Source organism: Nocardia sp. NBC_01377, assembly GCF_045040005.1.
Classification (GTDB): domain Bacteria; phylum Actinomycetota; class Actinomycetes; order Mycobacteriales; family Mycobacteriaceae; genus Nocardia; species Nocardia noduli.
This window is the reverse complement of sequence record NZ_CP109566.1, coordinates 120,591-146,908: the sequence shown is the minus strand read 5'-3', so window position 1 is coordinate 146,908 and position 26,318 is coordinate 120,591. Positions and strand designations below refer to the sequence as shown.

26 protein-coding genes are annotated in these 26,318 nt (G+C 68.8%); 12 read left to right on the top strand and 14 right to left on the bottom strand.

Annotation, left to right across the window (positions count from 1 at the left end):
* Positions 1 to 15: 15 nt before the first annotated feature.
* The 6 genes from OG225_RS00660 to OG225_RS00635 form a co-directional block, all read right to left on the bottom strand.
* Complete coding sequence (locus OG225_RS00660; RefSeq protein WP_405179963.1) at positions 16 to 1,074, bottom strand: MSMEG_0568 family radical SAM protein; 1,059 nt, start codon at positions 1,072 to 1,074, stop codon at positions 16 to 18.
* A gap of 8 nt (positions 1,075 to 1,082) precedes the next feature.
* Entirely contained in the window at positions 1,083 to 1,628 is a 546-nt protein-coding gene (locus OG225_RS00655; protein WP_109523391.1) for an MSMEG_0572/Sll0783 family nitrogen starvation response protein, read from the bottom strand.
* 128 nt (positions 1,629 to 1,756) lie between these two features.
* On the bottom strand, positions 1,757 to 2,479 hold the full coding sequence (locus OG225_RS00650; protein ID WP_405179962.1) for a hypothetical protein: 723 nt from the start codon (positions 2,477 to 2,479) through the stop codon (positions 1,757 to 1,759).
* Positions 2,480 to 2,599: 120 nt separating this feature from the next.
* Positions 2,600 to 2,902: a DUF6510 family protein gene (locus OG225_RS00645; RefSeq protein ID WP_405179961.1), complete on the bottom strand. Its 303-nt coding sequence runs from the start codon at positions 2,900 to 2,902 to the stop codon at positions 2,600 to 2,602.
* 2 nt (positions 2,903 to 2,904) lie between these two features.
* Complete coding sequence (locus OG225_RS00640) at positions 2,905 to 3,615, bottom strand: ferredoxin reductase (RefSeq protein WP_405179960.1); 711 nt, start codon at positions 3,613 to 3,615, stop codon at positions 2,905 to 2,907.
* A complete protein-coding gene (locus OG225_RS00635) occupies positions 3,612 to 4,211 on the bottom strand; it encodes a sulfite oxidase-like oxidoreductase (RefSeq protein WP_109523394.1) in 600 nt (199 codons plus the stop codon). Before OG225_RS00635 ends, OG225_RS00640 begins: the two co-directional genes overlap by 4 nt.
* Before the next feature lie 232 nt (positions 4,212 to 4,443).
* Between OG225_RS00635 and OG225_RS00630 the strand changes: the two genes are divergently transcribed.
* On the top strand, positions 4,444 to 4,878 hold the full coding sequence (locus tag OG225_RS00630) for a lytic transglycosylase domain-containing protein (RefSeq protein ID WP_405179959.1): 435 nt from the start codon (positions 4,444 to 4,446) through the stop codon (positions 4,876 to 4,878).
* A gap of 359 nt (positions 4,879 to 5,237) precedes the next feature.
* Complete coding sequence (locus tag OG225_RS00625; RefSeq protein ID WP_405179958.1) at positions 5,238 to 5,789, top strand: DUF4232 domain-containing protein; 552 nt, start codon at positions 5,238 to 5,240, stop codon at positions 5,787 to 5,789.
* A 441-nt stretch (positions 5,790 to 6,230) separates the two neighbouring features.
* On the opposite strand, the gene OG225_RS00620 is transcribed toward OG225_RS00625, so the two are convergent.
* The gene (locus OG225_RS00620) at positions 6,231 to 6,407 is read right to left on the bottom strand and encodes an alpha/beta fold hydrolase (protein ID WP_405183141.1); all 177 of its coding nucleotides are present in this window, start codon (positions 6,405 to 6,407) and stop codon (positions 6,231 to 6,233) included.
* 297 nt (positions 6,408 to 6,704) lie between these two features.
* On the opposite strand from OG225_RS00620, the gene OG225_RS00615 reads away from it, so the two are divergent.
* Positions 6,705 to 7,421: an AraC family transcriptional regulator gene (locus OG225_RS00615; RefSeq protein ID WP_405179957.1), complete on the top strand. Its 717-nt coding sequence runs from the start codon at positions 6,705 to 6,707 to the stop codon at positions 7,419 to 7,421.
* A 269-nt stretch (positions 7,422 to 7,690) separates the two neighbouring features.
* The gene (locus OG225_RS00610; RefSeq protein ID WP_405179956.1) at positions 7,691 to 8,119 is read left to right on the top strand and encodes a nitroreductase family deazaflavin-dependent oxidoreductase; all 429 of its coding nucleotides are present in this window, start codon (positions 7,691 to 7,693) and stop codon (positions 8,117 to 8,119) included.
* A 9-nt stretch (positions 8,120 to 8,128) separates the two neighbouring features.
* Here OG225_RS00610 and OG225_RS00605 read toward each other — a convergent pair whose 3' ends face one another.
* Positions 8,129 to 8,860, bottom strand: coding sequence for a histidine phosphatase family protein (locus OG225_RS00605; RefSeq protein ID WP_405179955.1), 732 nt, complete (start codon positions 8,858 to 8,860; stop codon positions 8,129 to 8,131).
* Positions 8,861 to 8,989: 129 nt separating this feature from the next.
* Between OG225_RS00605 and OG225_RS00600 the strand changes: the two genes are divergently transcribed.
* Positions 8,990 to 9,370, top strand: a complete 381-nt coding sequence (locus tag OG225_RS00600; RefSeq protein ID WP_405179954.1) for a helix-turn-helix domain-containing protein — start codon at positions 8,990 to 8,992, stop codon at positions 9,368 to 9,370.
* 10 nt (positions 9,371 to 9,380) lie between these two features.
* Here OG225_RS00600 and OG225_RS00595 read toward each other — a convergent pair whose 3' ends face one another.
* The 3 genes from OG225_RS00595 to ilvD form a co-directional block, all read right to left on the bottom strand.
* On the bottom strand, positions 9,381 to 9,974 hold the full coding sequence (locus OG225_RS00595; protein WP_216910384.1) for a ClpP family protease: 594 nt from the start codon (positions 9,972 to 9,974) through the stop codon (positions 9,381 to 9,383).
* Entirely contained in the window at positions 9,971 to 10,573 is a 603-nt protein-coding gene (locus OG225_RS00590; RefSeq protein ID WP_216910385.1) for a ClpP family protease, read from the bottom strand. Before OG225_RS00590 ends, OG225_RS00595 begins: the two co-directional genes overlap by 4 nt.
* Before the next feature lie 86 nt (positions 10,574 to 10,659).
* Positions 10,660 to 12,369 (bottom strand): dihydroxy-acid dehydratase, encoded by a 1,710-nt coding sequence (gene ilvD / locus OG225_RS00585; protein WP_216910387.1) that lies wholly within the window; start codon positions 12,367 to 12,369, stop codon positions 10,660 to 10,662.
* Positions 12,370 to 12,455: 86 nt separating this feature from the next.
* Between ilvD and OG225_RS00580 the strand changes: the two genes are divergently transcribed.
* Complete coding sequence (locus OG225_RS00580) at positions 12,456 to 12,926, top strand: NUDIX hydrolase (RefSeq protein ID WP_405179953.1); 471 nt, start codon at positions 12,456 to 12,458, stop codon at positions 12,924 to 12,926.
* Between the two features lie 16 nt (positions 12,927 to 12,942).
* Here the strand turns inward: OG225_RS00580 and OG225_RS00575 are convergent, their stop codons facing one another.
* Both OG225_RS00575 and OG225_RS00570 read right to left on the bottom strand, forming a co-directional pair.
* On the bottom strand, positions 12,943 to 13,212 hold the full coding sequence (locus OG225_RS00575) for a DUF2277 domain-containing protein (RefSeq protein WP_216910391.1): 270 nt from the start codon (positions 13,210 to 13,212) through the stop codon (positions 12,943 to 12,945).
* A 74-nt stretch (positions 13,213 to 13,286) separates the two neighbouring features.
* The gene (locus OG225_RS00570) at positions 13,287 to 13,787 is read right to left on the bottom strand and encodes an Rv3235 family protein (protein WP_405179952.1); all 501 of its coding nucleotides are present in this window, start codon (positions 13,785 to 13,787) and stop codon (positions 13,287 to 13,289) included.
* A gap of 276 nt (positions 13,788 to 14,063) precedes the next feature.
* Here OG225_RS00570 and trxA point away from each other — a divergent pair, with 276 nt between their 5' ends.
* Complete coding sequence (gene trxA / locus OG225_RS00565; protein ID WP_405179951.1) at positions 14,064 to 14,396, top strand: thioredoxin; 333 nt, start codon at positions 14,064 to 14,066, stop codon at positions 14,394 to 14,396.
* 51 nt (positions 14,397 to 14,447) lie between these two features.
* Here trxA and OG225_RS00560 read toward each other — a convergent pair whose 3' ends face one another.
* Entirely contained in the window at positions 14,448 to 15,254 is an 807-nt protein-coding gene (locus OG225_RS00560; RefSeq protein WP_405179950.1) for an SAM-dependent methyltransferase, read from the bottom strand.
* A gap of 219 nt (positions 15,255 to 15,473) precedes the next feature.
* Between OG225_RS00560 and OG225_RS00555 the strand changes: the two genes are divergently transcribed.
* From OG225_RS00555 to OG225_RS00535, 5 genes are all read left to right on the top strand, one after another.
* Positions 15,474 to 17,495, top strand: a complete 2,022-nt coding sequence (locus tag OG225_RS00555; protein WP_405179949.1) for a putative bifunctional diguanylate cyclase/phosphodiesterase — start codon at positions 15,474 to 15,476, stop codon at positions 17,493 to 17,495.
* A 45-nt stretch (positions 17,496 to 17,540) separates the two neighbouring features.
* A complete protein-coding gene (locus OG225_RS00550; RefSeq protein ID WP_405179948.1) occupies positions 17,541 to 18,263 on the top strand; it encodes a Mut7-C RNAse domain-containing protein in 723 nt (240 codons plus the stop codon).
* Positions 18,264 to 18,766: 503 nt separating this feature from the next.
* On the top strand, positions 18,767 to 19,207 hold the full coding sequence (locus tag OG225_RS00545; RefSeq protein ID WP_405179947.1) for a hypothetical protein: 441 nt from the start codon (positions 18,767 to 18,769) through the stop codon (positions 19,205 to 19,207).
* Positions 19,208 to 19,215: 8 nt separating this feature from the next.
* Complete coding sequence (locus OG225_RS00540) at positions 19,216 to 19,983, top strand: hypothetical protein (protein ID WP_405179946.1); 768 nt, start codon at positions 19,216 to 19,218, stop codon at positions 19,981 to 19,983.
* A 245-nt stretch (positions 19,984 to 20,228) separates the two neighbouring features.
* Complete coding sequence (locus OG225_RS00535) at positions 20,229 to 26,312, top strand: amino acid adenylation domain-containing protein (protein ID WP_405179945.1); 6,084 nt, start codon at positions 20,229 to 20,231, stop codon at positions 26,310 to 26,312.
* The last annotated feature ends 6 nt before the right edge of the window (positions 26,313 to 26,318 follow it).

Here is a 26,318-nt window from a genome sequence, read left to right as displayed (position 1 = left end):
AAATTGGCGCCCATGTCAACCTCCCGCGTTCGGCAGTACGCTGCACGCCCCGCAGGCCGCGCACCCCGCCTTCTGATCGGCGCCGAGCATCCCGGCACGGCGCAGTGCCGCGCCGACCCGACGGCTGACGTCCTCCAGCACCGCCGCCCGCGGCGCGACCGCGTGGTCGACGTCGACGGCGAGGGTCCCCGCCAGCGGCCGGAACGGAACGACGAACGGATACACGCCCATCTCGATGAGTTCCTCGGCGCCCGAGACCAATTCGTCCGGGTCCTCGCCGAGTCCGACCAGCAGATAGGTCGACACCTGGTTGCGGCCGAAGACGCGCACCGCCTCGGCCCAGGCCGCGCGATACTCGCTCAACGGCACCGTCGACTTGCCCGGCATCCACCGCGCTCGCACCCGATCGTCCAGCGACTCGACGTGGATCCCGATGGAATCTGCACCGGCCGAGCGCAATTCGGCGATCGTGCCGAGATCCCCCGGTGGTTCGCACTGCACCTGGATCGGCAGCTCCGGAACGGCGGCCTTCACCGCGCGCACGCAGCGGGCGAGATGGCGAGCGCCGCGGTCGGCCGCCGCCGAGGTGCCCGTTGTCATCACCATCTGCCGGACACCGTCGAGGCGAACGGCGCCGGCCGCGACCTCGGCGAGCTGATCGGGTCGTTTGACCGCGACGGTGTCACCCGCCCGCAGCGACGCCTCGATGGAGCAGAAACGGCAGCGCTGATCCTCGCCGTAGCGGATACAGGTCTGCACGACCGTCGTGGCCAGGACATCGGCGCCGTGCAATTTGGCGATCTTGTCGTAGGCCACCCCGTCGGCGGTGCTCAGATCGTAGAAACGAGGTCGGCGCACCGGCTCGACCGCGACACCGATATCGGTGCCGTCGAACAACAGCCGGTTCGCCCTGATCTCGTATGGACTCTCGGAACGGAGGGGGACGGCGGCGCCCGCACCCCCGATCAGGACATGGCCGTCGTCACTCGGCCCCGCCCCGGACCGGCGGCGCACGGGAACATCGACGCGAATTCCGAGGAGCGCCAGATCGACTCGCGTTGACAGGTCGGCCATGATCGCGCCTACAGCTGGTAGGTGGAGTTGATGATCGCGCCCTTGCGCGCGTAATGGATCAGCGCGTCCTGCACGTCGAGCGGATGGGCGGGAATGACGCCCTCGATCAGATCCTCTTCGCGCGCACCGTGCAGGGCGAGACCGAACCGGCAGGCGAACACCTTGCCGCCCTCCTTGATGAAGGTCGCCAGCGCCTGATTGATGTTCTGCTCACCGGGGAACCCGCTGTCACCGGTGGTCGGGAAGCCGCGCGTCGCGACGCAGTTGATCGCGCCGGGGCCGTAGAAGTAGATCGCCGACTCGAAACCCTTGCGCAGAGCCCGGGTGGCCTGCAAGATCGCGACGAAACTCACCGAGGATTCGTGCGCGATACCGTGCACGAGGGTGAAATACGTTTCGCCCGCCTCCGCCTGGTAGTCCGGGAAGATCTTCGTCGAACCGTAGATATTGGTGCCCTGCGGCAACGCCGGATGCGGGATCTCGGCGAGCGACTTCGCGATGTTCTCCTCGATCTGCTTCTCGATCTCCGCCGGCGAAGTGGTGGGTGCGGCCATGACAGCTCCTGGATGTATTCGGATGCGAGTGACGCGATACACCGGCTTCGCTTGTTCGTGGTGCGAGCCGATGAATAGAGTTCACGCCCCGGGCATTTCCGTTTGGTCACATCGGGACGAATTGGGGATTACCGGACGCTCACCATCGCGGAGGCGCTTCGATCTTCCGTAAAATACTGTCCCACAACATATTCGGATCCGCTCGGCGTGTTCGAGACCGTATCCGGAACACGCACGAGTTGCTTCCGGGTAATCGGTGACCAGCGATTAATCGCCGGCGCGTTAACACGGACAGCACAGGGTGACGGTGGCGCGAAACAACGGCGAAATATTACGCCTCGGCCGGGTCGGTCGCCGGATACCGGCAACGGTCGATCGTGTCCGAGGCTCGGCACCACTGTCGCGGCGACGGCGACGGCGGTCGCGTCGTCGGTCGCGGTCGTCGCGGTCGCGGTAGTGGCCGGTCGTGGCGGTCGCGTTCGTGGGGCGGCGGTCGCGGCAGCAGCAGCGGTCGCGGCAGGGGGCACGGCAGCGGCAGGGGTCGCGGCGGTCTCGGTCGCGGCGGCAGCGGCAGCAGCAGCAGCAGCGGCAGCAGCAGCGGCAGCGGCAGCGGCGGCAGCAGCAGCAGCAGCAGCAGCAGCGGCGGCAGCAGCAGCGGTGGCAGCAGCAGCAGCGGCGGTGGCGGCGGCAGCAGCAGCAGCGGCGGTGGCGGCGGCAGCAGCAGCAGCAGCGGCGGTGGCGGCAGCAGCAGCAGCAGCAGCGGCGGTGGCGGCAGCAGCAGCAGCAGCAGCGGCGGTGGCGGCAGCGGCGGCGGCGGGTCGCGGTGCGGCGGCGGTCGCCGTGGCGGTCACGGCTCGGCAGCCTCAGTCGCCGCCGGAACATCCGCCGTGGATCACCTGCTCATGGCCGCGGCTGCGCCGACCGCCGCCGCGCCGACGGGTACGGCCGCCATCGGCGCGTACTCGACCGACTCAGGGCTGATCGGGCGCGGGCAAGCACAGCGACGCGCCCTCGCCCAGATCGAGCCAGCGGCCCTGCGGTGTCGTTGTCAGGCGGAGCACGATGGCCGAGCAGAACGCGCAGCGCACCACCGCCCCCGCGCCCAGGTAGACCATGGCGCGCGCCAGCGGGGCGGTCGCGCCGCAGACGCCGCAACGGCACGCGCAGATCGTGACGTCGCCGACGAAGATCTCCGAGAGCGGACCCGCCAGCGCGTTTCCGTCGACGTGGCTGTCGTCCGCGTAGATCGGCAACGGGGCCGATTGTTCACCCATGGCTATCTCCCACTCGGTCCGAAACGTTCGGTTCTGACGCGCGCGGGCTCGTGCCCGATGGAAACCAGTGCGGCCGAGACGGATTCGACGAATCCGGTGGGTCCGCAGACGTAACAGGTGAGTTCGGGTGAGGGCGTGAGACCGTGGTCGGTCAGTTCCGCGCCGGACAGCCGAGCGGGTGGACGCGGATCCCCGGGCGGTGCCGCCCGCGAATAGGCCAGGAACAGATCCGGGTCCGCCGCGAGTTCGTCGCGGTAGAACAGCTGTCCCGGATCGCGCAGCGCGTAGATCACCCGAACCGGCTTGCCGACACCCGCGCGACGGCGCGCCCGCAGCATCGACATGATCGGCACGATCCCCGAACCGCCCGCGACCAGCAGCGCCGGACCGTCACGCTCGGGATCCCACACGAACCACCCGCCGACCGGTCCCCTGATCTCGATCCGCTCCCCCACCTCGAGCCCGTCGACCAGATAGCCGGAGACCTCGCCGTCCGGCACCCGCTGGACGGTGAGTTCGATCAGATCACCGCCGGCCGGTGACGCTATGGAATAGCTGCGTTCGGCCTGATACCCGTCCGGCGCGGTCAGCCGCACGTCGACGTGCTGACCGGGCAGATGTCCCGGCCACCGCGCGACCCGCAGGGTCAGGGTGCGGGCCGTATCCGTCTCGGCTCGCACCGCGACGAGTTCGGCCGCCCGCCAGGTGGTCAATCGCCCTGATACCGCTGCTCGCGCCACGGATCTCCGTAATCGTGATAGCCCGCGTTCTCCCAGAAACCCGGTTCGTCCTCATCGAGCAGCCGCAATTCGGTCACCCATTTGGCCGATTTCCAGAAATACAGGTGCGGAATGAGCAACCGCGCCGGACCGCCGTGTTCGGGTGCGAGATCGTGACCGCCGAAGCGATGCACGATCCACGCCTTGCCGTCGGTGAGATCCTCCAGCGGCACATTGGTCGTGTAGCCCCCGTAACTCACCGCGAGAGCGAATTCGGCCTGCGTCTCGACGGGTTCCAGCAGCGTGTCCAGGGAGACGCCGACCCAGTCGGTGTCGAATTTCGACCACCGGGTGACGCAGTGGATATCCACGTGCGGACTGGTCTGCGGCAGAGCGTTGAATTCCGCCCAATTCCAGCTGTGACGTCCACCGGTCTCGTCGACGATGGTGAACGTCCACGTGTCGAGCGAGATACGTGGTGTCGGCCCCGCCGAAAGCACAGGAAAATCGTCGGTTTCGTATTGCCCCGGTGGCAACTGGTGCCCCGCCGGGCGCGAACGACCTCGGAATCCAGGCGAGAAGACACTCATCTGTTCATCCTTCCGGTCGGGAAACACCGGCCCGCGGCTACCCGCGACCATGATCGTCATCCTAGAGCCGGGCGGGCCCCCGCGCGCGGTTTGCCGAGGCCACCGGACGCCCGGACACGGCGCCCGGATCCCCCTTCCCCCGCTGACACGCCGGGTCACCTACATCACGGTTCGGATAACTCCTGGTTTGCTCGGTCATGAGCACACCCCCTCGCAAAGGAGCTGTTCGCCCATGAAGCGTCTGGTTCTCGCCCTCGCCGTCACCGCGTGCGCCCTGGGAATCACTGCCACCCCGGCCACCGCGGGCCCGGTCACCGCCATCCCCGACGATCAGAACATCGCCGCCGTCCCCGTCGCCGGACTCGCGCTCACCCTCGTGCGCGGAAGTTTCAAGGCGATGGCACTGACCATCGTCCCCCTCCACCAATTCCCCGCCTTCGACAACATCATCACCCGCGAGAGCGGATGGGACGTCTTCGCCACCAACCCGACAAGCGGCGCCTACGGCATCGGCCAAGCCCTGCCCCCCGACAAGATGCGCACCCACGGCCTCGACTGGCGCTTCAATCCCCTGACCCAGATCCGCTGGACCTACGACTACATGGTCGACCGATACGGCAGCCCCCAGGGCGCCTGGGAATTCTGGCAACAGAACCACTGGTATTGACGAACCCGTCGCCCGTCGGTCGAGATCGATGGGCGCGAGACTCGATTGCTGATCGATCAGATACGAACGATCGATACCGACTACGTGAAAAGTTGGTCGGCAACCTCACCCGGGACTGCCTGGCCGAACTCGATGACGCACTCGGACGATATCTCGAAATCCATTGAGCAGCATCGGAGATGCTCCACGCGATGCGCGCCATGGACAGCTGAGTCATGGAACGGTTTGTCCGCGAGGGCGTTAACGGGCGTGGGGGTGGCGGGCGATTCGATGTCGACGGGATCGTCCGTACGGGGGGATGGATACGTCGAACGGGAGCACGACGCTTCCGGTTCCGACTCGACCATGAGGGGTTGTTCATGACGAAACGAATCGCTACCACCGCCGGGGTGTTCTCGGTGCTCGGCGCTGCGGCGCTGGTGTTGACCGGGTGTACGAGCGAGGCCGCGTCGGCGCAAGGTGACGCAGCGCAGGGGCAGCCTCGGGGACAGGTGCCCGCCTGCGCGGACGGTCAACTGAACTTCAATGCCGAGCCGATCACCAACTCGTCGGGGACGACGCTGGGGTTCAAGCTGAATTACTGGGTGGTGGGTGCGAGCGGGGCGTGCAGTCTGACCGGCTATCCCGGCGTCACGGCGGCCACCGGCGGTCCGCAGGTCGATGCGGTCCGCAAGCCGCGCGGCGCACTGTCCGGCGGGTTGCCGCAGGGCCAGGACACCCCGCCGACCGTGGTGCTCGACCGTGACCACGGCGCGCAGGCGGTGGTCGAGACGACCGTCATCGCCCGCCAGAGCGCGGCATGCTCCACGTATACCGAATTCCTCACCACGCCACCGAATACCACCGATACCCGGAAGGTCTCGGTCACGACCCAGGGCTGTGAGTACGCCGTGTATCCGGTGTACTCCTGATCGCGCTAGCCGAGTACTGCGCGCGTAGTGTCCGGCAGCGTTCGATCAGGCGACGGCGGCCCTCGATGGACAGCGGGGCGTTTGCGTGCGTCATCGAATCACGGCTCGCGATCCCAGCAGGATCGCGGCGGTTGCTTCCGGGGCCTCACGCATCGCGTCGTGACCTGTTGGCAGGTCGTGGACTCGCCAATGAGGATCGGCGTCGAGCCGGGCACGGAGTTCAGTGAAGGGTGTGCGGTCTTCCCAGCCGGAGCAGTAGATGAACTCGCGGCTCGGGACCTGGTCAACGGCCTCGGTGAGGCGAACCGATGGCAGGAGCGAGGCGAGTGGATGGGGCCGGCGGCGGGGATCGCCGCCTTCCGGGGGATGGACCGTGTAGCCGGTGGCTACGGCGCCGGCGACGAACGCCTGCCGGTAGCGCTCGGTGGTTGACGACCAACACTATTCACCGTTGCGCGGGACGTAAGCGTCGAGGTGAACCAGTCGTGCGACCCGGCCGCCCGCGCGTTCGGCAGCAGCCGCGATCACCATCCCGCCGTAGCTGTGGCCGACCAGCGTCGCGCTGCTGATGTTCCCGCGATCGAGGCGTGTCAACACGTCACCGGCGTGGGTGTCCAGGTTGGCGGGTCGCGACGGTGCCGCTGTCCTCGTCGGGTCGCAAACCGGTCGAGGTCAGAGCGTGAACGGTGTGCCCGGCGCGCTCCAACAGCGGAACCACCGCCTCGAAGGACCAGGATCCGTGCCATGCGCCAGGTACAAGTATGAACGTCGTCATACGTCGATAATCACCATCGGCCGCGCGGCGTGCTACCGATAGAATGCCATATTATGGCTGATAGCCGCCAAACTCACGAGTCTGCCCCAGCGGCATTTCTCTGGCCGTCCGGCGGAGTGCACCTGTGGCCGTCCGGTGCAATGAGCACGCTGCATTCGCACCAGCGTGGGCACCTCGTTTACGCGGCCCGAGGCGTCCACACCGGGCGCGGCACCTCGATCGTGCCCGCCAATCGCGTGGCCTGGACCCCAGCCGGCTTCGCACATCGTCATCGCGCCCATGGACGAACCGACATGCGCATCCTGTTCCTGCCGGCGCCGCTCGCGCGGCTGCTGCCCGAGGAGCCCGCCGTGTTCTCGGCGACCGCCCTGGCCCGCGCCGCCCTGCTCACCCTCACCGGCCCCCGCGTCCATGACGCCGACGCAGCGAGCTTCAACCGGGGACCGCTCGCTCGCGTCCGCCGAGTCCTCGTCGACGAGTTGCGTATTGCCGACGAGCAGCCGCTGAACTTGCCGGAACCGCGTGACGACAGGCTGCGGGTTCTCGCGCGGATGCTCTACGAGCAACCCGCGGACAACACCCCGCTGCCCGAACTCGGCCGGGCGATCGGGGCCAGCGCGCGCACGATCGGCCGACTGTTCCATGACGAACTCGGCATGACCTTCTACCAGTGGCGCACACAGCTACGCATCTATCACGCCCTCGTGCTGCTGGCCGACGGCCATGACACCACCTATGTCGCACACGCCTGCGGATGGGCCAACCCCAGCCACTTCATCGCCACGTTCACAAGCATCATCGGTAGCACCCCCGGCCGCTATCGAAGCGGCCGCGAACGCGACGACACGACCGCCTAGCTCCGGTCCGGAGATGCCCTGAAATCGATCCGGCTGGTGCGTCGATAGCCTCCTGACCCACAACACCTTGGAGGGAACGAACCAACTCCCGGTCCGACCAGATCCGGATCGGGAGAGTACGTATCGGTGATCCCACCCCGCGTCGCGCGGCCCGCCGGAGTCACCGCGGCGAGTGCTGCGAAATCCCGATGACGGTGTCTCCGCCACCGGAAGAAGGCGCCCCGCGCGGCGGCTCGCCGACGCTGCTCGCAGCGACCAGGATGAGGCATATGAGCGACTACGACGACTGGAACAAGGCGATCATCGACGAGTTCCGGGAAAACGAGGGCAAGGTCGGGGGGCAGTTCGAAGGCGCGCCGATGGTGCTGGTCCATCATCGGGGTCGGCGCTCGGGGAAGGACAGCATCACGCCGATGATGTATCTGTCCGACGAGCAGGATCCCGGCGTGTTCTACGTCTTCGCCTCGAAGGCGGGCGCGCCGACGAATCCCGACTGGTACTACAACCTCACCACGGCGGGTGAGGCGCGGGTCGAGCTCGGCACCGACAGCTTCGAGGTCGCGGTCACCGAGGTCACCGGTGCGGAGCGCGATCGGATCTATGCCGTGCAGTCCGGGCGCAACCCGGGGTTCGCCGAATACGAGGGGAAGACGAAGGGTGTGCGGACGATCCCGGTGCTGGCGCTGCGCCGATCCTGACCGTCCGGCTCATGCGAGATGGGCGCGCTCGTCGTAGGACGTCAACCGGAATCCGCGTTCGTCCCGCTCCCAGGTGGTGACCGAGGCGTTACCCGCGAGACCGTCCTCCGCGATGGCGAGAATCTCGTCGTCGCGGAGGTTTTCGAGGATTCGGCGCAACATCAGGACGACGGCGTCGTGTGCCACGATCAGGACGCTGCGATGCCGCCGGTCGCGTTCTATCCGTGCCGCGACCTCGCCGAGTCGCCTCGCGACGTCGTGGAAGGACTCACCGCCCGGTGGCCGGAAGCCGAGCGGGTCGGCCTGTTCGGCCGCGAACTCCCGTGGAAACCGTTCTCGCACCTCCGAAATCGAGAGGTGCGAGCGTTCACCGCGGTAGCGGTCGTAGAGGAGATCGTGGACTTCGAGGCAGGGCAGGTCGACCCCGGTCGGCCCGAATTCGGCCGCGGCCAGGTGCCACGTGGTCACCGCGCGCAGGTAGGGCGAGCACAGGACCAATTCGGGGCGCCGCGCCGCCGGGCGCGAGGCCAGCCAACGTCCGAACGCGGCGGCCTGCCCTCGGCCGAGTTCGGTGAGTTCGATGCGCATGTCGTCGGCCTCGGCGGGGGTCGCGGGCCGAATTCCGGCGTTGACGGTGCTCTGCCCGTGCCGGACGGCGTACAGCAATGCGGCCGGACCCACGTTCTCACCGTGCGCGCAGGGACGGACGGACGCGGCGGCATCGCCGGTGGGCAGTTTCACGCTCATACCCTCTTGGACGTGGCGGCGTCGACGCCGGTTCCCTCGGATCCCGACGTCGTGCACCGGCGAGCGATTCTGCCCAGAGCGTAGCGAGCGAGGTCGCGCGGCCGGGAACCGTACGCTCGGACCATGACCGAGCATCCGAGACTGCATGCGATTCCCGGAGGTCGTGACGACCGGCCTCGGCAGCCGCGACGTGAATCCCCGCCGGAACCGCTGTGGCGGGAACTGCTCGGCGAACGCCTGCGCGAATTGCGCGGGCGCCGGGGCGACACCCTCGCCGAGACGGCGAAACGAGCGGGTATCTCGCCGCAGTACCTGTCCGAGGTGGAACGTGGGCGCAAGGAACCGTCGAGCGAGATGATCGCCGCGCTCGCGGGGGCGCTCGGTGTCACCCTGGGTGAACTCACCGAACTGATCGCCGTCGAATTGCGATCGCTCCGTCCGACGGTGCCGGTGCGCCCGCCGCTGCGGTCCGAGACCAGGCCGACACTGCGAATGTCGGCCTGACCGAACGGTTTCAGTCGCGCTTGCGCATCACCAGGTCGGCGAGTCCGTATTCGACCGCGGCCTGGGCGGTGAAGACCCGGTCCCGGTCGGTGTCGTGACGCAGCCGTTCGACGGTCTGCCCGGTATGTACGGCGAGAATCGTCTCGATCTCGGCGCGCATACGCACGAGTTCGTCGGCTTGGATGATCAGATCGGGAATCGCGCCCTGGCCGCGCGCGACGGGCTGGTGCAGGACGACCCTGGCGTGCGGGAGCATCGCGCGATGGCCCGGCGCGCCCCCTGCGAGCAGTACCGCGCCGACCGCGATGGCCTGACCGACGCAGGTCGTGAACACGGGCGCGCCGATGTGCTGGATGGTGTCGTAGACGGCGAGCATGGAGGGCAGATCGCCGCCCTCGCAATTGATGTAGAGCTGGATCTCCTGTTCGGGGCTCTCCGATTCCAGGTGCAGCAGTTGGGCGATCAGCGCGTTGGCCACGCCCGAATCGATCGGCGTGCCGAGATAGACGATCCGCTCGGCGAGCAGATGCGAATAGATGTCGGTGACGCGTTCCCCGCCGCGCGGATGCTGGGCGATGACATTGGGAATCGTGTAGCTGCTCATGAGATTCCGATCCGATGCCGTTGCGGGACGATCTGCGCGAAGGACCCGACGATGTGGTCGATGAAGCCGTATTCCTCGGCCTGGGGCGCGGTGAACCAGCGGTCGTGCAGCGAATCCTCGTAGATACGGTCGAAGGGCTGGCCGGTGTCCTCGGCGATGATGCCGAGCACGGTGTCCACGGTGTGGCGCAGATCGTCGGCCTGGACTTCGATGTCGACGGTGCTTCCGCCGATACCCGCCGAACCCTGGTGCATGAGAATCCGCGCGTGCGGCAACGCGAATCGCTTGCCCTTCTCCCCCGACGACAGCAGGAATTGCCCGGCGCTGCACGCCAATCCGAGTGCCAGCGTGGAGACCTCGCAGGGGATCAGCCGCATGACGTCGCGGATGGCGAGCATCGCGGGCACCGACCCGCCGGGTGAATGGATCCACAGCGAGATCCCGGCCTCGCCGTCCTCGGCGGCGAGGGTGAGCAACTGCGTCATCAGCAGGGTGCCGTTGTCGTCGTCGAGCGGTCCGTCCAGCACGACTATCCGGCGGCCGAGCAGTTGCTCTCGTGCGCGCCAACCGAACATCGGATTCTTGTCGTCATCAGCCATGCCTCCACGGTGCACCCCCGGCGCCCGGATTTCGCGCCACGCTGCCCACAGCGGATCCGCTCACAGCAGCGCGGTTCCGCCGCAGGTTAACCGCATACCGCGCCGCCGGATGCCGACCCGACCAGCTTGGTGTACTTCGCCAGCACACCGCGGGTGTAGCGGGGCGGTAGCGGGCTCCAGCCCTGGCTGCGGGCGAGGAGTTCCCGCTCGTCCACGTCGAGGTCCAGGGTGCCGTTCGCGACGTCGAGGCTGATCCGGTCGCCGTCGCGGATGAAGGCGATGGGGCCGCCGTCGACGGCCTCGGGGGCGACGTGGCCGACGCAGAGGCCGGTGGTGCCGCCGGAGAAACGGCCGTCGGTGAGCAGCAGTACGTCCTTGCCGAGGCCCGCGCCCTTGATCGCGGCGGTGATGGCGAGCATCTCGCGCATACCCGGCCCACCCTTGGGGCCCTCGTAGCGGATGACGACCACGTCACCGCCGGTGATCGTCCCGTCCTCCAGCGCGTCGAGCGCGGCCCGTTCGCGTTCGAAAACCCTTGCGGTGCCGGTGAATACATCGGAATCGAAACCCGCTGACTTGACCACGGCGCCGCCGGGGGCGAGCGAGCCGCGCAGGATGGTGATGCCACCGGTCGGATGGATGGGAGCCGACATGGCGCGCAGCACTTTTCCGTCCGGGTCGGGCGGGGCGATGTCGGCGAGGTTCTCCGCCACCGTCTTCCCGGTCACCGTGAGGCAATCACCGTGCAGCAGACCGGCGTCGAGCAGGGCCTTCATGACCACCGGCACGCCGCCGATCCGGTCCACATCGGTCATCACGTAGCTGCCGAACGGTTTCACATCGGCCAGATGCGGAACGCGCGCGCCGACCCTGGCGAAATCGTCCAGGGTGAGCGGCACTTCCGCCTCGTGCGCGATGGCGAGCAGGTGCAGCACGGCATTGGTCGAACCGCCGAATGCCATCACCACCGCGATGGCGTTCTCGAACGCCTCGCGGGTCATGATGTCGCGCGCGGTGATTCCGCGTTCGAGCAGGGCTACGACGGCCCGGCCGCTGCGCCGCGCGAAACCGTCGCGGCGGCGGTCGGTGGCGGGCGGTGCGGCGCTGCCCGGCAATGACATGCCGAGCGCCTCGGCCGCGCTCGCCATGGTGTTGGCGGTGTACATGCCGCCGCAGGCGCCCTCGCCGGGACAGATCGCGCGTTCGATCGCGTCGACGTCCTCGCGTGACATCAGTCCGCGTGAGCACGCGCCGACCGCCTCGAAGGCGTCGATGATGGTGACCTGGCGCTCGCTGCCGTCGGACAGTTTGGCGATACCGGGCAGGATCGAGCCTGCGTAGAGGAAGACGCTGGCCAGGTCGAGCCGAGCCGCCGCCATCAGCATGCCCGGCAGCGATTTGTCACAGCCCGCGAGCAGGACCGAACCGTCGAGCCGTTCGGCCTGCATGACCGTCTCGACGCTGTCGGCGATCACCTCGCGCGAGACCAACGAGAAATGCATGCCCTCGTGGCCCATCGAGATGCCGTCGGAGACCGAGATGGTGCCGAATTCCAACGGGTATCCGCCGCCCTCGAAGACACCGTCCTTGCACGCCTTGGCCAACCGGTCCAGCGACAGGTTGCACGGGGTGATCTCGTTCCACGACGACGCGACACCGATCTGGGATTTGGCGAAATCGGCGTCGCCCATCCCGACCGCGCGCAGCATTCCGCGCGCCGCGGTCTTCTCCAGTCCATCGGTGACATCGCGACTACGCGGCTTGATGTCGGCTCCGGGCCGGTTCGTGGTGGTCATTACTGCAACGTACCGCCGTCGTGCCGGTTCGGAGGCGATCACCGCCGTTGTCCTGCGGATTCGTGCCGGTGCCTATGGTCGATGCCATGGCAACGCCCGATTTCGTCCACACCCTGCGCGCCAGCGCGGGAAAGCAACTGCTCTGGCTGCCCGGGGTCTCCGCGGTGGTCTTCGACGACGCCGGTCGCATTCTGCTGGGCAGGCGCTCGGATTCCGGTCGATGGGCGGTGATCGCCGGGATGCCGGAACCGGGCGAACAGCCCGCGGCGTGCGCGGTGCGCGAGGTCTACGAGGAGACCGCGGTGCGCTGCGTCGTCGAACGCATCGTGCTGGTGCGGGCCCTGCCGCCGCACACCTACCCCAACGGCGACATCTGTCAGTTCATGGACGTCACCGTGCGCTGTCTCGCCGTCGGCGGCGAGGCGAGGGTCAACGACGACGAGTCACTGGAGGTCGGCTGGTTCGTGCCCTCGGCCATGCCCGACCTCGCCGCGCACGACCGGTTCCGCGTCGATCAGGCGCTGGCCGACGAGCCGACCTGGTTCGAACCGGCGTGAGCGAGCGGGCCGTGGATCAGTCGTGTGCGTGGATCCTGGCCTGGACCTCGGGCCTGCGCAGCGGCGGGATCGTCTTGGGCGGAACCTTCCGTTCGGGCAATCGGGCGAGCAGCCGCTGCGTGGCCTCGGCGATCTCCGCGACGGCCTCGTCCACGGCCGGGCGCGTGGCCTCGGAGATACTCGACAACCCACCGACCTTGCGGACGTACTGAAGGGCCGCCGCGGTGACTTCCTCGGAGGTCGCTGCGGGCTCCAGCCCGCGCAGCGGGGTGATATTTCGGCACATACCCCGAGGCTAGCGCGGTCGCGGTGGGCTCGCCCCCGCTCGCGGCAGGTCCGGCGCGGAACTCGCCGCGCGCGTCAGACGTGCAGCGCGGCCAGCCGCCAGCCGTCGCGGGCGCAGGTGATCCGGGCGGCCACCGCGAAGTGGCGGGAGCCGCGGTGATAGCGCGCGTAGACCTCGGCGGTGGCCGGGTCGACCATGGAGATGTCCACCCGGGCCAGCACGGCGACGCCGAGTTCCCGGAACGGGACCCGGTCGCCACCGACCATGCCGCGCAGGGCGGCCACCACCGGCGGATGGGCGACGGCGGCCAGTTGGCCCGCGGGTCTGCGATGGTCGAGCACTTCGAGGACCGTGCGCAGCGCGCGTTCGGCGAATTTCCTGGCCGAGGTGTGGCCCTCGCCGACGGTGCGCGCGGGCAGCACCCGTTGACGCGCGGTGCGGCGCACCGTCGCCCCGTGGCACGGCGTTGTCCGGCCGTGCCGTGCCCGCGTCCCCGGCGCGGCGCGGATCTCCGCGTCGCGCAGTGGTGGTTCGAAACTCGGGGCAGACGTCAGCGCCCCATCGCTCTCGGTCATCGGATTCCCCTGATTCGGACCGCACCCGATCGGCTCGCCGCCCGGGCCCCTGTGTGATCGCGCCGATTCTGCGGTGGGTTCGCACGACGGGCACGAGTAGTCGACTACCCGAATCGCCACCCGACCGGTCGCCCCTTTCCGCGTGGTCACCCTACGCGACCACGTCGACGACCAGCGGCGATTCCGAAAAGCTCTTGCCTCGACCTCGACGTCAAGCCCTAGCGTCGGAGGCCAGGCGCGGAAATGCCGCGCCGACAGTGGAATGCGGGAGTCATCATGATGCGAACCGATGCCGTCACGGCGGTCACCGACGCGACCTTCGCCGGGGAGGTCCTCGAATCCGAACTTCCGGTACTGGTGGAATTCACCGCGTCGTGGTGCCCGCCGTGCCGGATGATCGCCCCCGTCCTCGCCGAGATCGCCGAGGAACAAGCCGACCGTGTGAAGGTGGTGGCGCTCGACGTCGACGCGAATCCCGAGACCACCGCCGCGTACCGGGTCCTGTCCATGCCGACCCTCATGGTGTTCCGCGACGGCCGTGCGGTGCAGACCACCGTGGGCGCGCGTGCCAAGCGACGCCTGATGGCCGATCTCGACGAAGTGCTCTGAGATCCCGACGAGTCGAGATCCCGACGGGTTCCGAAGGCGCGGGCGAGCGGATCAGTCCTTGCGCGCGAGTCCGCCGAACGCGCCCGATTCCCACGGGTTCTCGCCCACGTCGGCCGGATCCTCCGGACGCCACAGCGGCAGGTGCACCACACCCGGTTCGAGCAGCGTCCAGCCGTCGAAATAGGTCGAGATCTGCTCGTGGGTGCGCAGGATGATCTCGGTGGAGGTGCGCCCGGACAGCTTCTGCGCCTCGAGCACCTCGGCGGGCTGACCGTCGAGGGTGGCGTGGGTGATCGCCAGATAGCTGCCGGGCGCGACGGCCTCGCGCAGTGTCGCGACACACCCGGCCGGATCGGCGTCGTCGGCGAGGAAATGCAGGACGCCGAGCAGTAGGACGGCGACGGGTTTCTCGAAGTCGATCAGCGCGCGCACCTGCGGATCGGCCAGGATCTTCGCGGGCTGCGCGGCGTCGGCGTGGATGACGGCGGCATTCGGGTCACCGTCGAGGATGGCGCTGCTGTGGGCGACGGCGACCGGGTCGATATCGACGTAGACGACACGCGCGGAGGGATTCACCGCGTGCGCGACCTCGTGCACGTTGCCGACGGTGGGAATCCCCGAGCCGATGTCGAGGAACTGGTCGATACCGCTTTCGGCGAGGAACCGCACACAGCGCCGCAACAACTCCCGATTGGCGCGCATCGTCTCGGCGATACTCGGGCTGAACGCGGCGATCTGCTCCGCCAGCACCCGGTCGATCTCGAAGTTGTGCAGCCCGCCGATGAAGTAGTCGTACACGCGGGATGCGCTGGGCCTATCCAGGTCGATCCCCTCCGGAGCCCAACTCGGTCTGGTCATGGATCCCCAAATCCTCTCGCACCGACCTTGTTTCGCCGACAAGCCGTCTCGGCGTGGCCATCGTATCCCAGCTGGGCACGATGCGGGCTTCGTCCACTAGTATCAGGCCTCATGGGTTGGGATGCCGGGCCCGCACCACATCCTGTCGGCCCGCACGCCGATCTCGCCGACCGATGGGTCGCCGCCCTCCGAGAGGGGGCCCGCGATCACATCGTGCCGATGAGTACGGCGCAAGCGCAGCTGCTGCTCACCGAGCTGGCCGGCGAACTCGGCGATGCCGCGAGCAGCTCACCGCTGCCCGTCGACCGGGTCGAGGCGGTGGGCGCGCGCCTGGCCGGATCGCGTTTCGTCGGCAGCGAGGTACTCGGACGCAGCGTCGCGGTACTGGGTGGGTATTTCGGCGCGGACGCCTCGGAACTGCTCGCCGCGTTCACCACCGGCTACCTGCGCGCTTTCCGCGCCTGGCTGCTGACCGAGCAGGAAAGTGTCAGGGCCGCCGAGATCGCGGCGCGTCGCGCCACCGAGGCACGGCTGCGCGACAGCGAGGCCAGGTTGCGCGCGGTATTCGCCCAGGCCGGGGTCGGTACCGGCATATCCGATATGTCGGGCCGGATCATCGAGGTCAACGCCGCGTTCGCCCATATGCTCGGCTACGAACCCGTCGAGATGTGCGCGATGGCGGTCCCCGAACTCACCCATCCCGACGATCCGCCCGAGATGTGGGGTCTCTACTCCTCGCTGATCCGCGGCGAACACGACAACGTCCAGGTGGAGAAGGCATACAGCCACCGCCTCGGACACGCGGTGTGGACCAATCTCAACGTCTCGCTGATCCGCGACGCGGACGGCGAGCCGCAGTACACCCTGGTCCTGGTCGAGGACATCTCCGAACGCCGCGCGCTGCGCGAACGGCTGCACTACCGGGCCCACCACGACCAGCTCACCGGATTGCCGAACCGTTCGAGGTTCTTCGACGCGCTCAGCGTCGCGTTCGCCGACCCGTCCGCGCGCGTCGGACTCTGCTACGTCGATCTCGACCATTTCAAGAGCGTCAACGACACCTTCGGTCACGCCACGGGCGACGAACTGCTCGTCCAGGCCGCCGCGCGGCTGAGTGCCTGCGCCTCGCTACCCGAACATCTGGTCGCCCGGATGGGCGGCGACGAATTCGTCGTCCTGATACCGCATCCCCGCAACCTCGGCGAGGTCGCCGGATTGGCCCGCACCGTACTCGACGCGCTGGCACGGCCTTTCGACATCCACGGCAATCACCTCACGATCACCGCGAGTATCGGCGTGATCGAGGACCGCGGACAGCACCGGACCGCCGACGAACTGCTCCAGGCCGCCGACACCACCATGTACTGGGCGAAAGCGGCGGGCCGCGACCGCTATTCGGTTTTCGACGCCGACCGCGGCCGACGCGAGAACACCAAGGCCGAACTCTCCGCAGCGATGCCCGCCTCGTTCACCCGAGGTGAATTCTTCCTCGACTATCAGCCGATCGTCGGCCTCGGCGACGAGCGCCTGGTCGCGGTGGAGGCGCTGGTGCGCTGGCGGCATCCCGAACTCGGGGTGCTACCCCCGGGCCGGTTCGTGGACCTCGCCGAGGACAACGGTCATATCGACGCACTCGGCGCGCTCGTCCTCGAACTGGCCTGCCGCGACAGCAAGCGGTGGCACGATCTGTTCCCCGGGCACACGCCGACGGTCAGCGTGAACGTGTCCGCCTCGGAGGTGGCCGATCCGACCTGGCTCGGCCGGGTGCAGCGGATGATCGCCGAGACCGGCATCCCGCCGGACCGATTACAACTGGAACTGACCGAACGCACCTTCATGGAGGCCGAAGGGCTTCCGCTGCGAGCACTGCGCACCCTGTCCGAGACCGGCGTCCGCATCGCGATCGACGATTTCGGCACCGGCTACTCCAATCTGGCCTATCTCGGCCAACTTCCGCTGCACGTGGTCAAACTCGCGGGCCCCTTCGTGCAGCGCATCCGCACCCCGGAGACGGTGAATCGCACCGATCTGCTCGTGCTGGAGACCATCATCGGGCTCACCCACGCGCTCGGACTGACCGTCACCGCCGAATGCGTGGAAACCGCCTACCAGGCCGAACGCCTGCGCAACCTGGGGTGTGACACCGCGCAGGGGTGGCATTTCCACCGGCCGATGCCCGCGCACCGGATCACCGATCTGCTCGCCGAGCCCGCGATCGACGGTTCCCGGCACCCGCGATGAGAAACGCACTGGGCGCGGGGGCCCGCGCACTGGCATGCTGACTGGGTGAACGCCGGGGAGATCACCATCGACTTCGCGCCCGAACAGGACCTGTTCATCGCAGCGGCACGCAGGGGTGGGCGATCCACCGTACGGATCGACGGCGTATCGACACTCGGACATCTGGTCGAAGCGCTCGGGGTGCCGCTCACCGAGGTCGGCGCGCTGCTGGTCGACGGTCGCGCGGTCATCCCCGCGCACGTGCCGATCGCGGGGCAGGCGATCTCCGTACTCGCGGTGACGCGTCCGCAGCGGCGGGCCGAACCACTGCGTTTCCTGCTCGACATCCACCTGGGCACGCTGGCGCGGCGGTTGCGTCTGCTCGGTATCGACGCGGCCTACGAGAACCCGGATATCGGTGACGCGGCGCTGGCCACCCGGTCCGCGACCGAGCGCCGGGTGCTGCTCTCCCGCGATCGCGGATTGTTGCGGCGGCGCGAGATCTTCGCGGGCGCGTATATCTACAGTCATCGGCCCGACGATCAACTCGACGATGTGCTGTCGCGTTTCGCTCCCCGCCTCGCGCCGTGGACGCGCTGCACCGCGTGCAACGGCGCGCTGCGGGCCGCCGACAAGGAGTCCATGCGCGGGCAACTGCCCGGCAGTACGGAACAGACCTACGACACCTTCGCGCAGTGCGTGGAATGCGGTCAGGCGTATTGGAAGGGCGCTCATCACGCGCGCCTGGACGAGATCGTCGCGAAGGCCGAGGCGAAATTCGGTGCCTGACCGGTCTTCTCGACGGCGGATTCGGAACCCGATCCGCCACAGCTGATCCCGGACAACGGCTTGTCCGCTATCCGCCCGCGGCGCCACCGCGAATATCCGTCTGATCACGACCGTCCGCCGAGGACGTTCCGACGCCGACGAAGGGTGGACCGCTGTCATGGCCCAGTATTCGATCATCGCCGTGCTCGCCGCGGTCGTGGCGATGACGGTCTTCGTCGCCGGGGATCGTCTGCGGCCGCGGTCGTGGCGGCGGACCGACGACGAGTACGCGGGCACCCTGGTATTGGACCTGATCAAGACCTTCTTCACCGCCGTCGTCGCCTTCGTCGTCGTGATCGGCTGGCAGCAGTATCAGAACGCCCGCGCGCACACCATCGCCGAATCGCAGGCGCTGGTCGACGCCTACTGGGCCGCGAACGCGCTGCCCGCTCCCGACGCGCGGCGGATCCAGGACGGGATAAGGGCTTACACCGAGCAGGTGATGAATGCCGAATGGGCCAGCGATGGATCGAGACGGCAGTCTGAGCGAGGCCGCCCAGCAAACCCTGGATTCGCTGCGCACCACGGTATCCGCGGTGCCGACCGCCGATACCGTGGTCGCGGATTCGCGCGCCGACGCCGTCGACGGACTGGACCGGGTGGCGCAAGCGCGTCAGGATCGCGCCGTCGACGTGCGCGAGGGTCTGCCCGGATTCCTCTACATCGCCCTGATCTTCGGGACGGTGATGCTGCTGCTCAGTCCCGCCCTGTCCGGTGTCGGGGTCACCGCGCGCAGCATCGCGATGATCGGACTGCTCGGGGTCGTCGTCGGATCCGCGCTGTTGCAGATCCACAATCTCGACCACCCGTTCTCCGGGGGCAACCTCGTCTCGCGGGAGGCCTACGAACTCGCGGTGACCCGTTTCCAGCAGATCGCACCGTCGCCCGGCGCGCGGATCGGCTAGTGGTCGCGATGGATTCGATCGGATCACGCGGGGGTGGGCGCGAACTCGCGGTCGTCACGGTGTGCGCGGTCGTCGCGCTGGCGTCCGGCGTGACGGCGCGTGCGGAAGGAACGCTCGGCGATCTGGTGTCGGGCAGTGCCGCACCGGGCCTCGCGAGCGGAAATACCGGGGGCGGAGTGGAACTCGCGCTCGAACCGGTGGGCCAGCGACCGATGCCGACGGACGACCCGGTGGATGTTCCGGTCCCCGCGAATTCGGCCGAAGCGCTGGGACTCGCCCCGGGCAGTGTCGCGGTCGCGTGCGGCGGCAGCGCGGCGGTGGGCAGTAGCGCGATCGGGGTGGGACTCGCGACGGGTAGCGGATCCGGCACGCCCGCCCTGATCGGCACGGGTTCGGGCGGTTCCGGGCTCGGCAGCGCCGCGGTCGGTAGCGCGGCCGCCGGGAGTGCTGTCCTGACCTGTCTGCTGTTGCTGCCCGCGCCCGCCTCGACGGAACCCGCGATCCCGCTGCGCCCGGAACCACCGAATCCGGCCGTACCGGTGCCGAATCCGGTCGCGCCGCAGACTGTCGTCGCGCCGACGGCTACGGCACACGAGGTCGTGAGCCCGGTCTCCGCGCCCGTGTTCCGTCCACGGGAGACCGTGCGGTCACCACCCGATCCGCTGGGGTGGAATCTGCTGGAACTGGTCACGGTTCTGGTGATGACGGTGGTCACCGGAATCCGTGCCGGATCGTCGGGCGCGAACATACGAACTCGCGGTGTCGACGTGGGCTGATCGCCGCCGGAGGGTCGGGCCGTGAGAGTCGGGATCGGGGGTGCCCGAATCCCGGTTCACCGGGATTTGCTGTCTACCGCCACGCCCAGGGATGACTTACCCGACGGCCTCGTTATAACATCGGCCCGCTCAGCTCATCGCACGAGGCGGGACAGAACGTGACCAGTGGAGTTCAACGGGCCGCGTCATCGCGCCGGGACCGTGCGCGGCGGCGGACGACGACGGCGACTCCCACTCTCGGGAGTTTGCTGTCCTCGGCGGCTGAGGCCAATCCCGACGGGATCGCGGTGCTGTGCGACGGCCTGACGCTCACCTACCGGGAACTCGACGGGCGCTCCTCACAGTTGGCCCGGATGTTGCTGTCGCGTGGGGCCGGTCCGGAATCGGCCGTCGCCGTGGCGCTGCCGCGTTCGGTCGATTCGATTCTCGCGATCTGGGCGGTGGTCAAGACGGGCGCGGCGTTCGTGCCGATCGATCCCGGTTTCCCGCGATCGCGCATCGAATTCCAGGCGCGTGACTGCGGCGCGCTGCTCGGCCTGACCAGGACCGAACACCACCCCACCCTGCCCGCCGAAATCGACTGGCTCGTCCTCGACGATCCGGGCCATATCGCCGAGGCCGCCGACCAGCCCGCCAATCCGCTGTCCTACCTGGACCAGACCGCGCAGGCGCGGCCGTCGAATCCCGCGTACGTCATCTACACCTCGGGTTCGACCGGCAAGCCCAAGGGGGTGACCGTCACCCATACCGGACTGGCCGCGCTGTGCGCCGAGCAGATCACCCGTTTCGGTCTCACCGAGACCGCGCGGGTCCTGCATTTCGCCTCGCCGAGTTTCGACGCGTCGATTCTCGAACTGCTGCTCGCCTTCGGGTCGGCGGCGACGCTGGTGATCGCGCCGCCGACCATCTACGGCGGCGCCGAATTGGCGACCCTGCTGGCACAGCACGCCATCACGCACGCGTTCCTGACTCCCTCGGCGTTGGCCTCGATCGAACCGGCTGGGTTGGACGCGCTGCGGGTGGTGATCGTCGGCGGTGAGCCCTGTCCGTCCGCGCTGGTGCGACGCTGGGCATCCGGCGGACGCAGTTTCCACAATGCCTACGGCCCCACCGAGGCGACCATCGCGGCCACCCTGAGCGGGCCGTTGACGGCCATGATGCCAGTGACCATCGGCTCGGCGGTGCCGGGAACGCGGCTCCAGGTGCTGGATTCCCGGTTGCGGTTGGTGGGCATCGGGGTCGCGGGCGAGCTCTACATCGGCGGACCCGGCGTCGCCCGCGGCTACCGTGGCCGCGCCGATCTGACGGCCCAGCGGTTCGTGACCGACCCGCACGGCGGGCCGGGCGCGCGCATGTACCGCACGGGAGATCTGGTCCGCTGGACGACCGGTGGTGAACTCGAATACCTCGGGCGCGGCGACGACCAGGTCAAGATCCGCGGCTTCCGCATCGAACTCGGCGAGATCGATGCCGCGCTGGCGGAGCTACCCGGGGTCAGGTCTGCGGTCACCGTCGACCGCAGGACCCCGGCCGGTGACGCCGAATTGGCCGCCTACGTGGAGACCGAACCCGGTCACGCCCCCGATCCCGGTGAACTGGCCAATACGCTCGCGGGTCGGCTACCCCGGTTCATGCTGCCGAGTTCGATCACCGTCGTCGACCGGATTCCGCTGACCCCGACCGGGAAGACCGATCGCGCGGCGCTGCGGGCCAGGGTCACCGAAACGCGGACAACGCGGCGGTTGTCCGGCCTCGGCGAGGAGTTGGTGGCGGCGGTGTTCGCGCACGTCCTCGGCCGGGAACTGGTCGGCGCGGATTCGGATTTCTTCACCGCGGGCGGCAACTCCATTCTCGCGACCCAGGTCGCGGCCCGGCTCAGCGACACCTGCAAACTCCAGATCCCGGCCCGGCTGGTCTTCGATCATCCGACCGTCGCGACGCTGGCGCAGGCGATCCAGTCGCAGCGCTTCGACACCGCCCGTCCCGCGCTGCTCGCGCGGCCACGGCCCGACCGGGTTCCGCTCTCGCCCGCCCAACTGCGTTTCTGGCTGCGCAACCAGTTCGACACGGAATCGGCCGTGGACAATATCGGCTTCGCGATGCGGGTATCGGAGGATCAGCTCGAGGTGCCCGCGCTGCGGGCCGCCTTCGCCGATATCATCGCCCGCCACGAAGCCCTGCGCACCCGCTATCCCGCCGACGCCGACGGTCCGAGACAGGAAGTGCTCGACACCGACAGTGTGCTCGGCGATTTCGCCGTCGAGGAGATCGAACCGGCGGCCGTCGACGCGCGGGTGAGCGACATCCTCGGGCGCGGTTTCGACGTCGCCGCCGAGGTGCCGCTGCGGATCGGGCTCCTGCACAACGCCGACGGATACGTCCTGGTCTTCACCGTGCACCACATCTGCGCCGACGGTTCGTCGCTGGCCCCGCTCGCCGGTGATATCGCGTCCGCATACGCCGCGCGCCGCGCCGGTGCGGCGCCGAGCTGGCGACCGCTGGATGTGCAGTACGCCGATTACGCGCTGTGGCAGCGCGAGGTGCTCGGCGACCGCGCCGACCCGGGGTCCGCGCTCTCGCGTCAGCTCGACTACTGGACCACCGAACTGGCCGGGCTGCCCGATGAACTCGATCTGCCCGCCGATCGTCCGCGTCCGCCGGTGGCCTCGCTGCGCGGCGCCGCGGCACAGCGCAGCGCCCCGGCCGAACTGCATCGCGAACTGCTGGCGCTCGCCCGCGCGAATCGCGCGACGCTGTTCATGGTGATGCGGACCGCGCTGGCCGTGCTGCTGTCCCGGCTGTCCGGGACCTCCGATATCGCGATCGGCGTGCCGATGACCAATCGCGCCGAACCGGCGCTGGAACATCTGGTCGGCATGTTCGTCAATACGACGGTGTCCAGGACCACGGTCGATCCGCGGGAGAGCTTCGCGAGTCTGCTCGCCCGGACCAGGGACCGCGATCTCGCCAATTTCGCGCACGCCGAAGCGCCGTTCGAACATATCGTCGACGCGGTCGACCCGGTCCGCTCGCCGGGCCGTCATCCGCTGTACCAGGTCGGCTTCGCCTTCCAGAATTTCGCCCAGGCCAGCCTGGAACTGCCCGGCCTGAGTTTCTCCTTCGTCGACGTCGACGCGACCACGGCGAAGACCGATCTGCACATCGTGGTGGTCGACACCGTCGGGGTGGACGGCGGACCGGGTCCGATCATCGTTCGGTTCTGTTACGCCACCGACCTTTTCGACGAACCGACGGTCTATCGGTTCCTCGACGGGTACCTGCGTGTGCTGCACGAGATCGCGAACGATCCGGCGTCGGCGGTCGGCGACCTCGATATCGTCGACCCCGCCGAACGGCAACGGCTGCGTGCCTGGTCGGCCGGTCCCGACATCACCGTGGCACCCGAACTGCTGCACACCGCCTTCGAACGGCAGGCCGACGCGGCCCCGGACGCGGTGGCGGTGGTGTCCGGCGCGGACTCGGTGACCTACGGGCAGCTGCGGGCCCGGGTGAATCGTCTGGCGCGCTGGCTCATCGACGAGGGCGTCGGCCCCGAAACCGTTGTCGCGGTCTCCATGCGCCGTTCCATCGACCAGGTGGTCGCGCTGTACGCCATCGTGGCGGCGGGCGGCTGCTGGGTGCCGATCGACCCGGATCATCCGGCCGAACGCATCGGCTACGTGCTCGAGGCGGCGGCACCGCGCCGTGTGCTCACCACCGTCGCGGACGGCGTCGCCGACGCGCAGCCGGTCGACACCCTCGATCTGTCCCGATTCGGCGCGGGCCCCGTCACCGACGCCGAACGCCGCGCTCCGCTGCGCGGTGACCACCCGGCCTATGTGATCTTCACCTCCGGCTCCACCGGAAGGCCGAAAGGCGTTGTGGTCACCCACGACGCGATCGTCAACCAGCTGGTGTGGATGCGTGAGGCATACCGGGTCGAGCCCGAGGACCGATATCTACAGAAGACCCCGGCGACCTTCGACGTGTCGCTGTGGGGGTATTTCCTGCCGCTGCGGGCCGGTGCGACGCTGGTACTGGCCGGCCCGGACGAACATCGCGATCCCTCGGCGCTGTGCCTGTTGATCGCCGAACATCGCATCACCCTCACCGATTTCGTCCCCTCCATGCTCTCGGTTTTCGCCGCGCACGCGTCGGCGGACGAATTGGCCTCGCTGCGAGCGATTTTCGTCATCGGTGAGGCGCTGCCGCCGGAGACGGCGAGCGCGTTCGCCGCGATCAGCGCGGCCGGGGTGCACAATCTGTACGGGCCGACCGAGGCCGCGGTGAGTATCACCGAGCATCGGGTCGGTTCGGCCGATCTGATCGCGACCACGGTGCCCATCGGTGTGCCGGAATGGAATTCGCGGACTTTCGTCCTCGACGGCAGGCTGCGGCCGGTGCCCGTCGGCGCGGTCGGCGAACTCTATCTGGCCGGAATCCAGTTGGCGCGCGGCTATCACGGCGCACCCGGGCTCACGGCGGGACGATTCGTCGCGAATCCGCTCGATCCGGGCGGGGAACGCATCTACCGCACCGGCGATCTGGTGCGCTGGAACGCGCGCGGCGCCCTGGATTACCTGGGGCGCACCGATTTCCAGGTCAAGGTGCGCGGACATCGCATCGAACTCGGCGAGATCGAGACCGCGCTGCTCGCCGACCCGTCGGTCGGCCAGGCCGCGGTCACGGTCCAGCCCTCCGACAGCGGTGACCGTTTGGTCGGGTATGTGGTGGCGGTACCGGGCGGCTCGGTCGATCCCGAGACGTTGCGACGGTCGGTCGCCGGGGTGCTGCCGAGCTACATGGTGCCCGCGGCCATCGTCGACATGCCGTCGTTCCCGGTCAACACCAGCGGCAAACTCGATCGGAAAGCGCTGCCGCAGCCGGTGTTCACCGCCCGCGACGGCGCGCCGCCGACGACCGACCTCGAACGCGATATCGCCGAGGTCTACGCCGAGGTGCTGGCGGTGTCGCCGATCGGCGTCGAGGACGATTTCTTCGCGCTCGGCGGCTCGTCGCTACTCGCCTTCACCCTGCACCAGCGGCTCACCGCCCGGCTCGGGCGCGACGTGCCGATGTCGGCGCTGCTCGCCCACCCCACCGTCGGCGGACTGGCCGGATTCCTCACCGGCTCCTCGGCCCCCGTCGGTGTGGCGGGTGCGGCCGCCGACGCCGTACTCGACCCCGATATCTCCGTCGCGCGCTGCGCACGAGCGGTGACCGGGCCGCCGCGGGAGATCCTGCTCACCGGCGCGACCGGATTCCTCGGCGCGCATCTGCTGCGCGAACTGCTCGACACCACCGACGCGCGCGTATGGTGCGTGGTCAGGGCCGAGAGCGCCGAGGCCGGAGCCGACCGGATCCGGCGGGCGCTGACCCGTTTCCGGCTGTGGGATCGCGACAGCGCCGATCGGATCGTCGCGGTGCCGGGCGATATCGCCGCGCCACGGCTCGGATTGAGCGCGGCCGACTACGAACGCGTGGCCGCGATGGTCGAGGTGATCTACCACAACGGCGCCCGGGTCAACCATGTCGATCCGTACGCGCGGCTGCGCGAGGTCAATGTCGAGGCCACCGGGGAAATCCTGCGACTGGCCACGACCTACCGCGTCAAGCCCGTGCACCACGTCTCCACCATCGGCGCCACCGTCGGCACCGCGCCGGTGCTCGCCGATATCGAGGAGTCGGTCCGGTTGCGCGCCGACCAGCTCCCCGACAACGGCTACGCCCAGTCCAAGTGGGCCGCCGAGGAATTGGTGCGCGAAGCGGGCGCGCGGGGAATTCCGGTCGCCATCTACCGACCCGGCACCATCTGCGGTGATCCACGCTCGGGGGTGAACAGTCCCGACGACTCGTTCTGGAATATGGTCCGCGCGGCGGCCGTCCTCGGAATGGCCCCCGAGGTCGGCGACGCGACGGTCTCGATCGTGCCGGTGAGCTACGTGGCGCGCGCGATCGTGGCGATCTCGCGCATGGAACGCCGGGACACGGTCTACCACCTGGTCAATCGGGTCCGGGTGCCGGTCAGCGAGGTTTTCGACAGTCTGCGCGAGCACGGACTGCCGGTGCGGACGGCCGAACTGGACACCGTGCGCGACGCGCTCGACCGCGAATCGCGGCTGCGCAACGACGCCGGTGACGACTCCCTGGTCCGCGCGGCGCTGCTCACCGCCGACTACGACGTCTTCGCCGCGCAGTTCGAATGGGCCGACGACAACAGCAGGCAGGCGCTACGCGACACCGGTATCGAATGCCCGGAGGTGGACCGGCGCGCGATCGACGCGTTCGTCCGGGAATTCCTGGTCTCGGGATTCCTGCCGCACCGGTGATCCCGG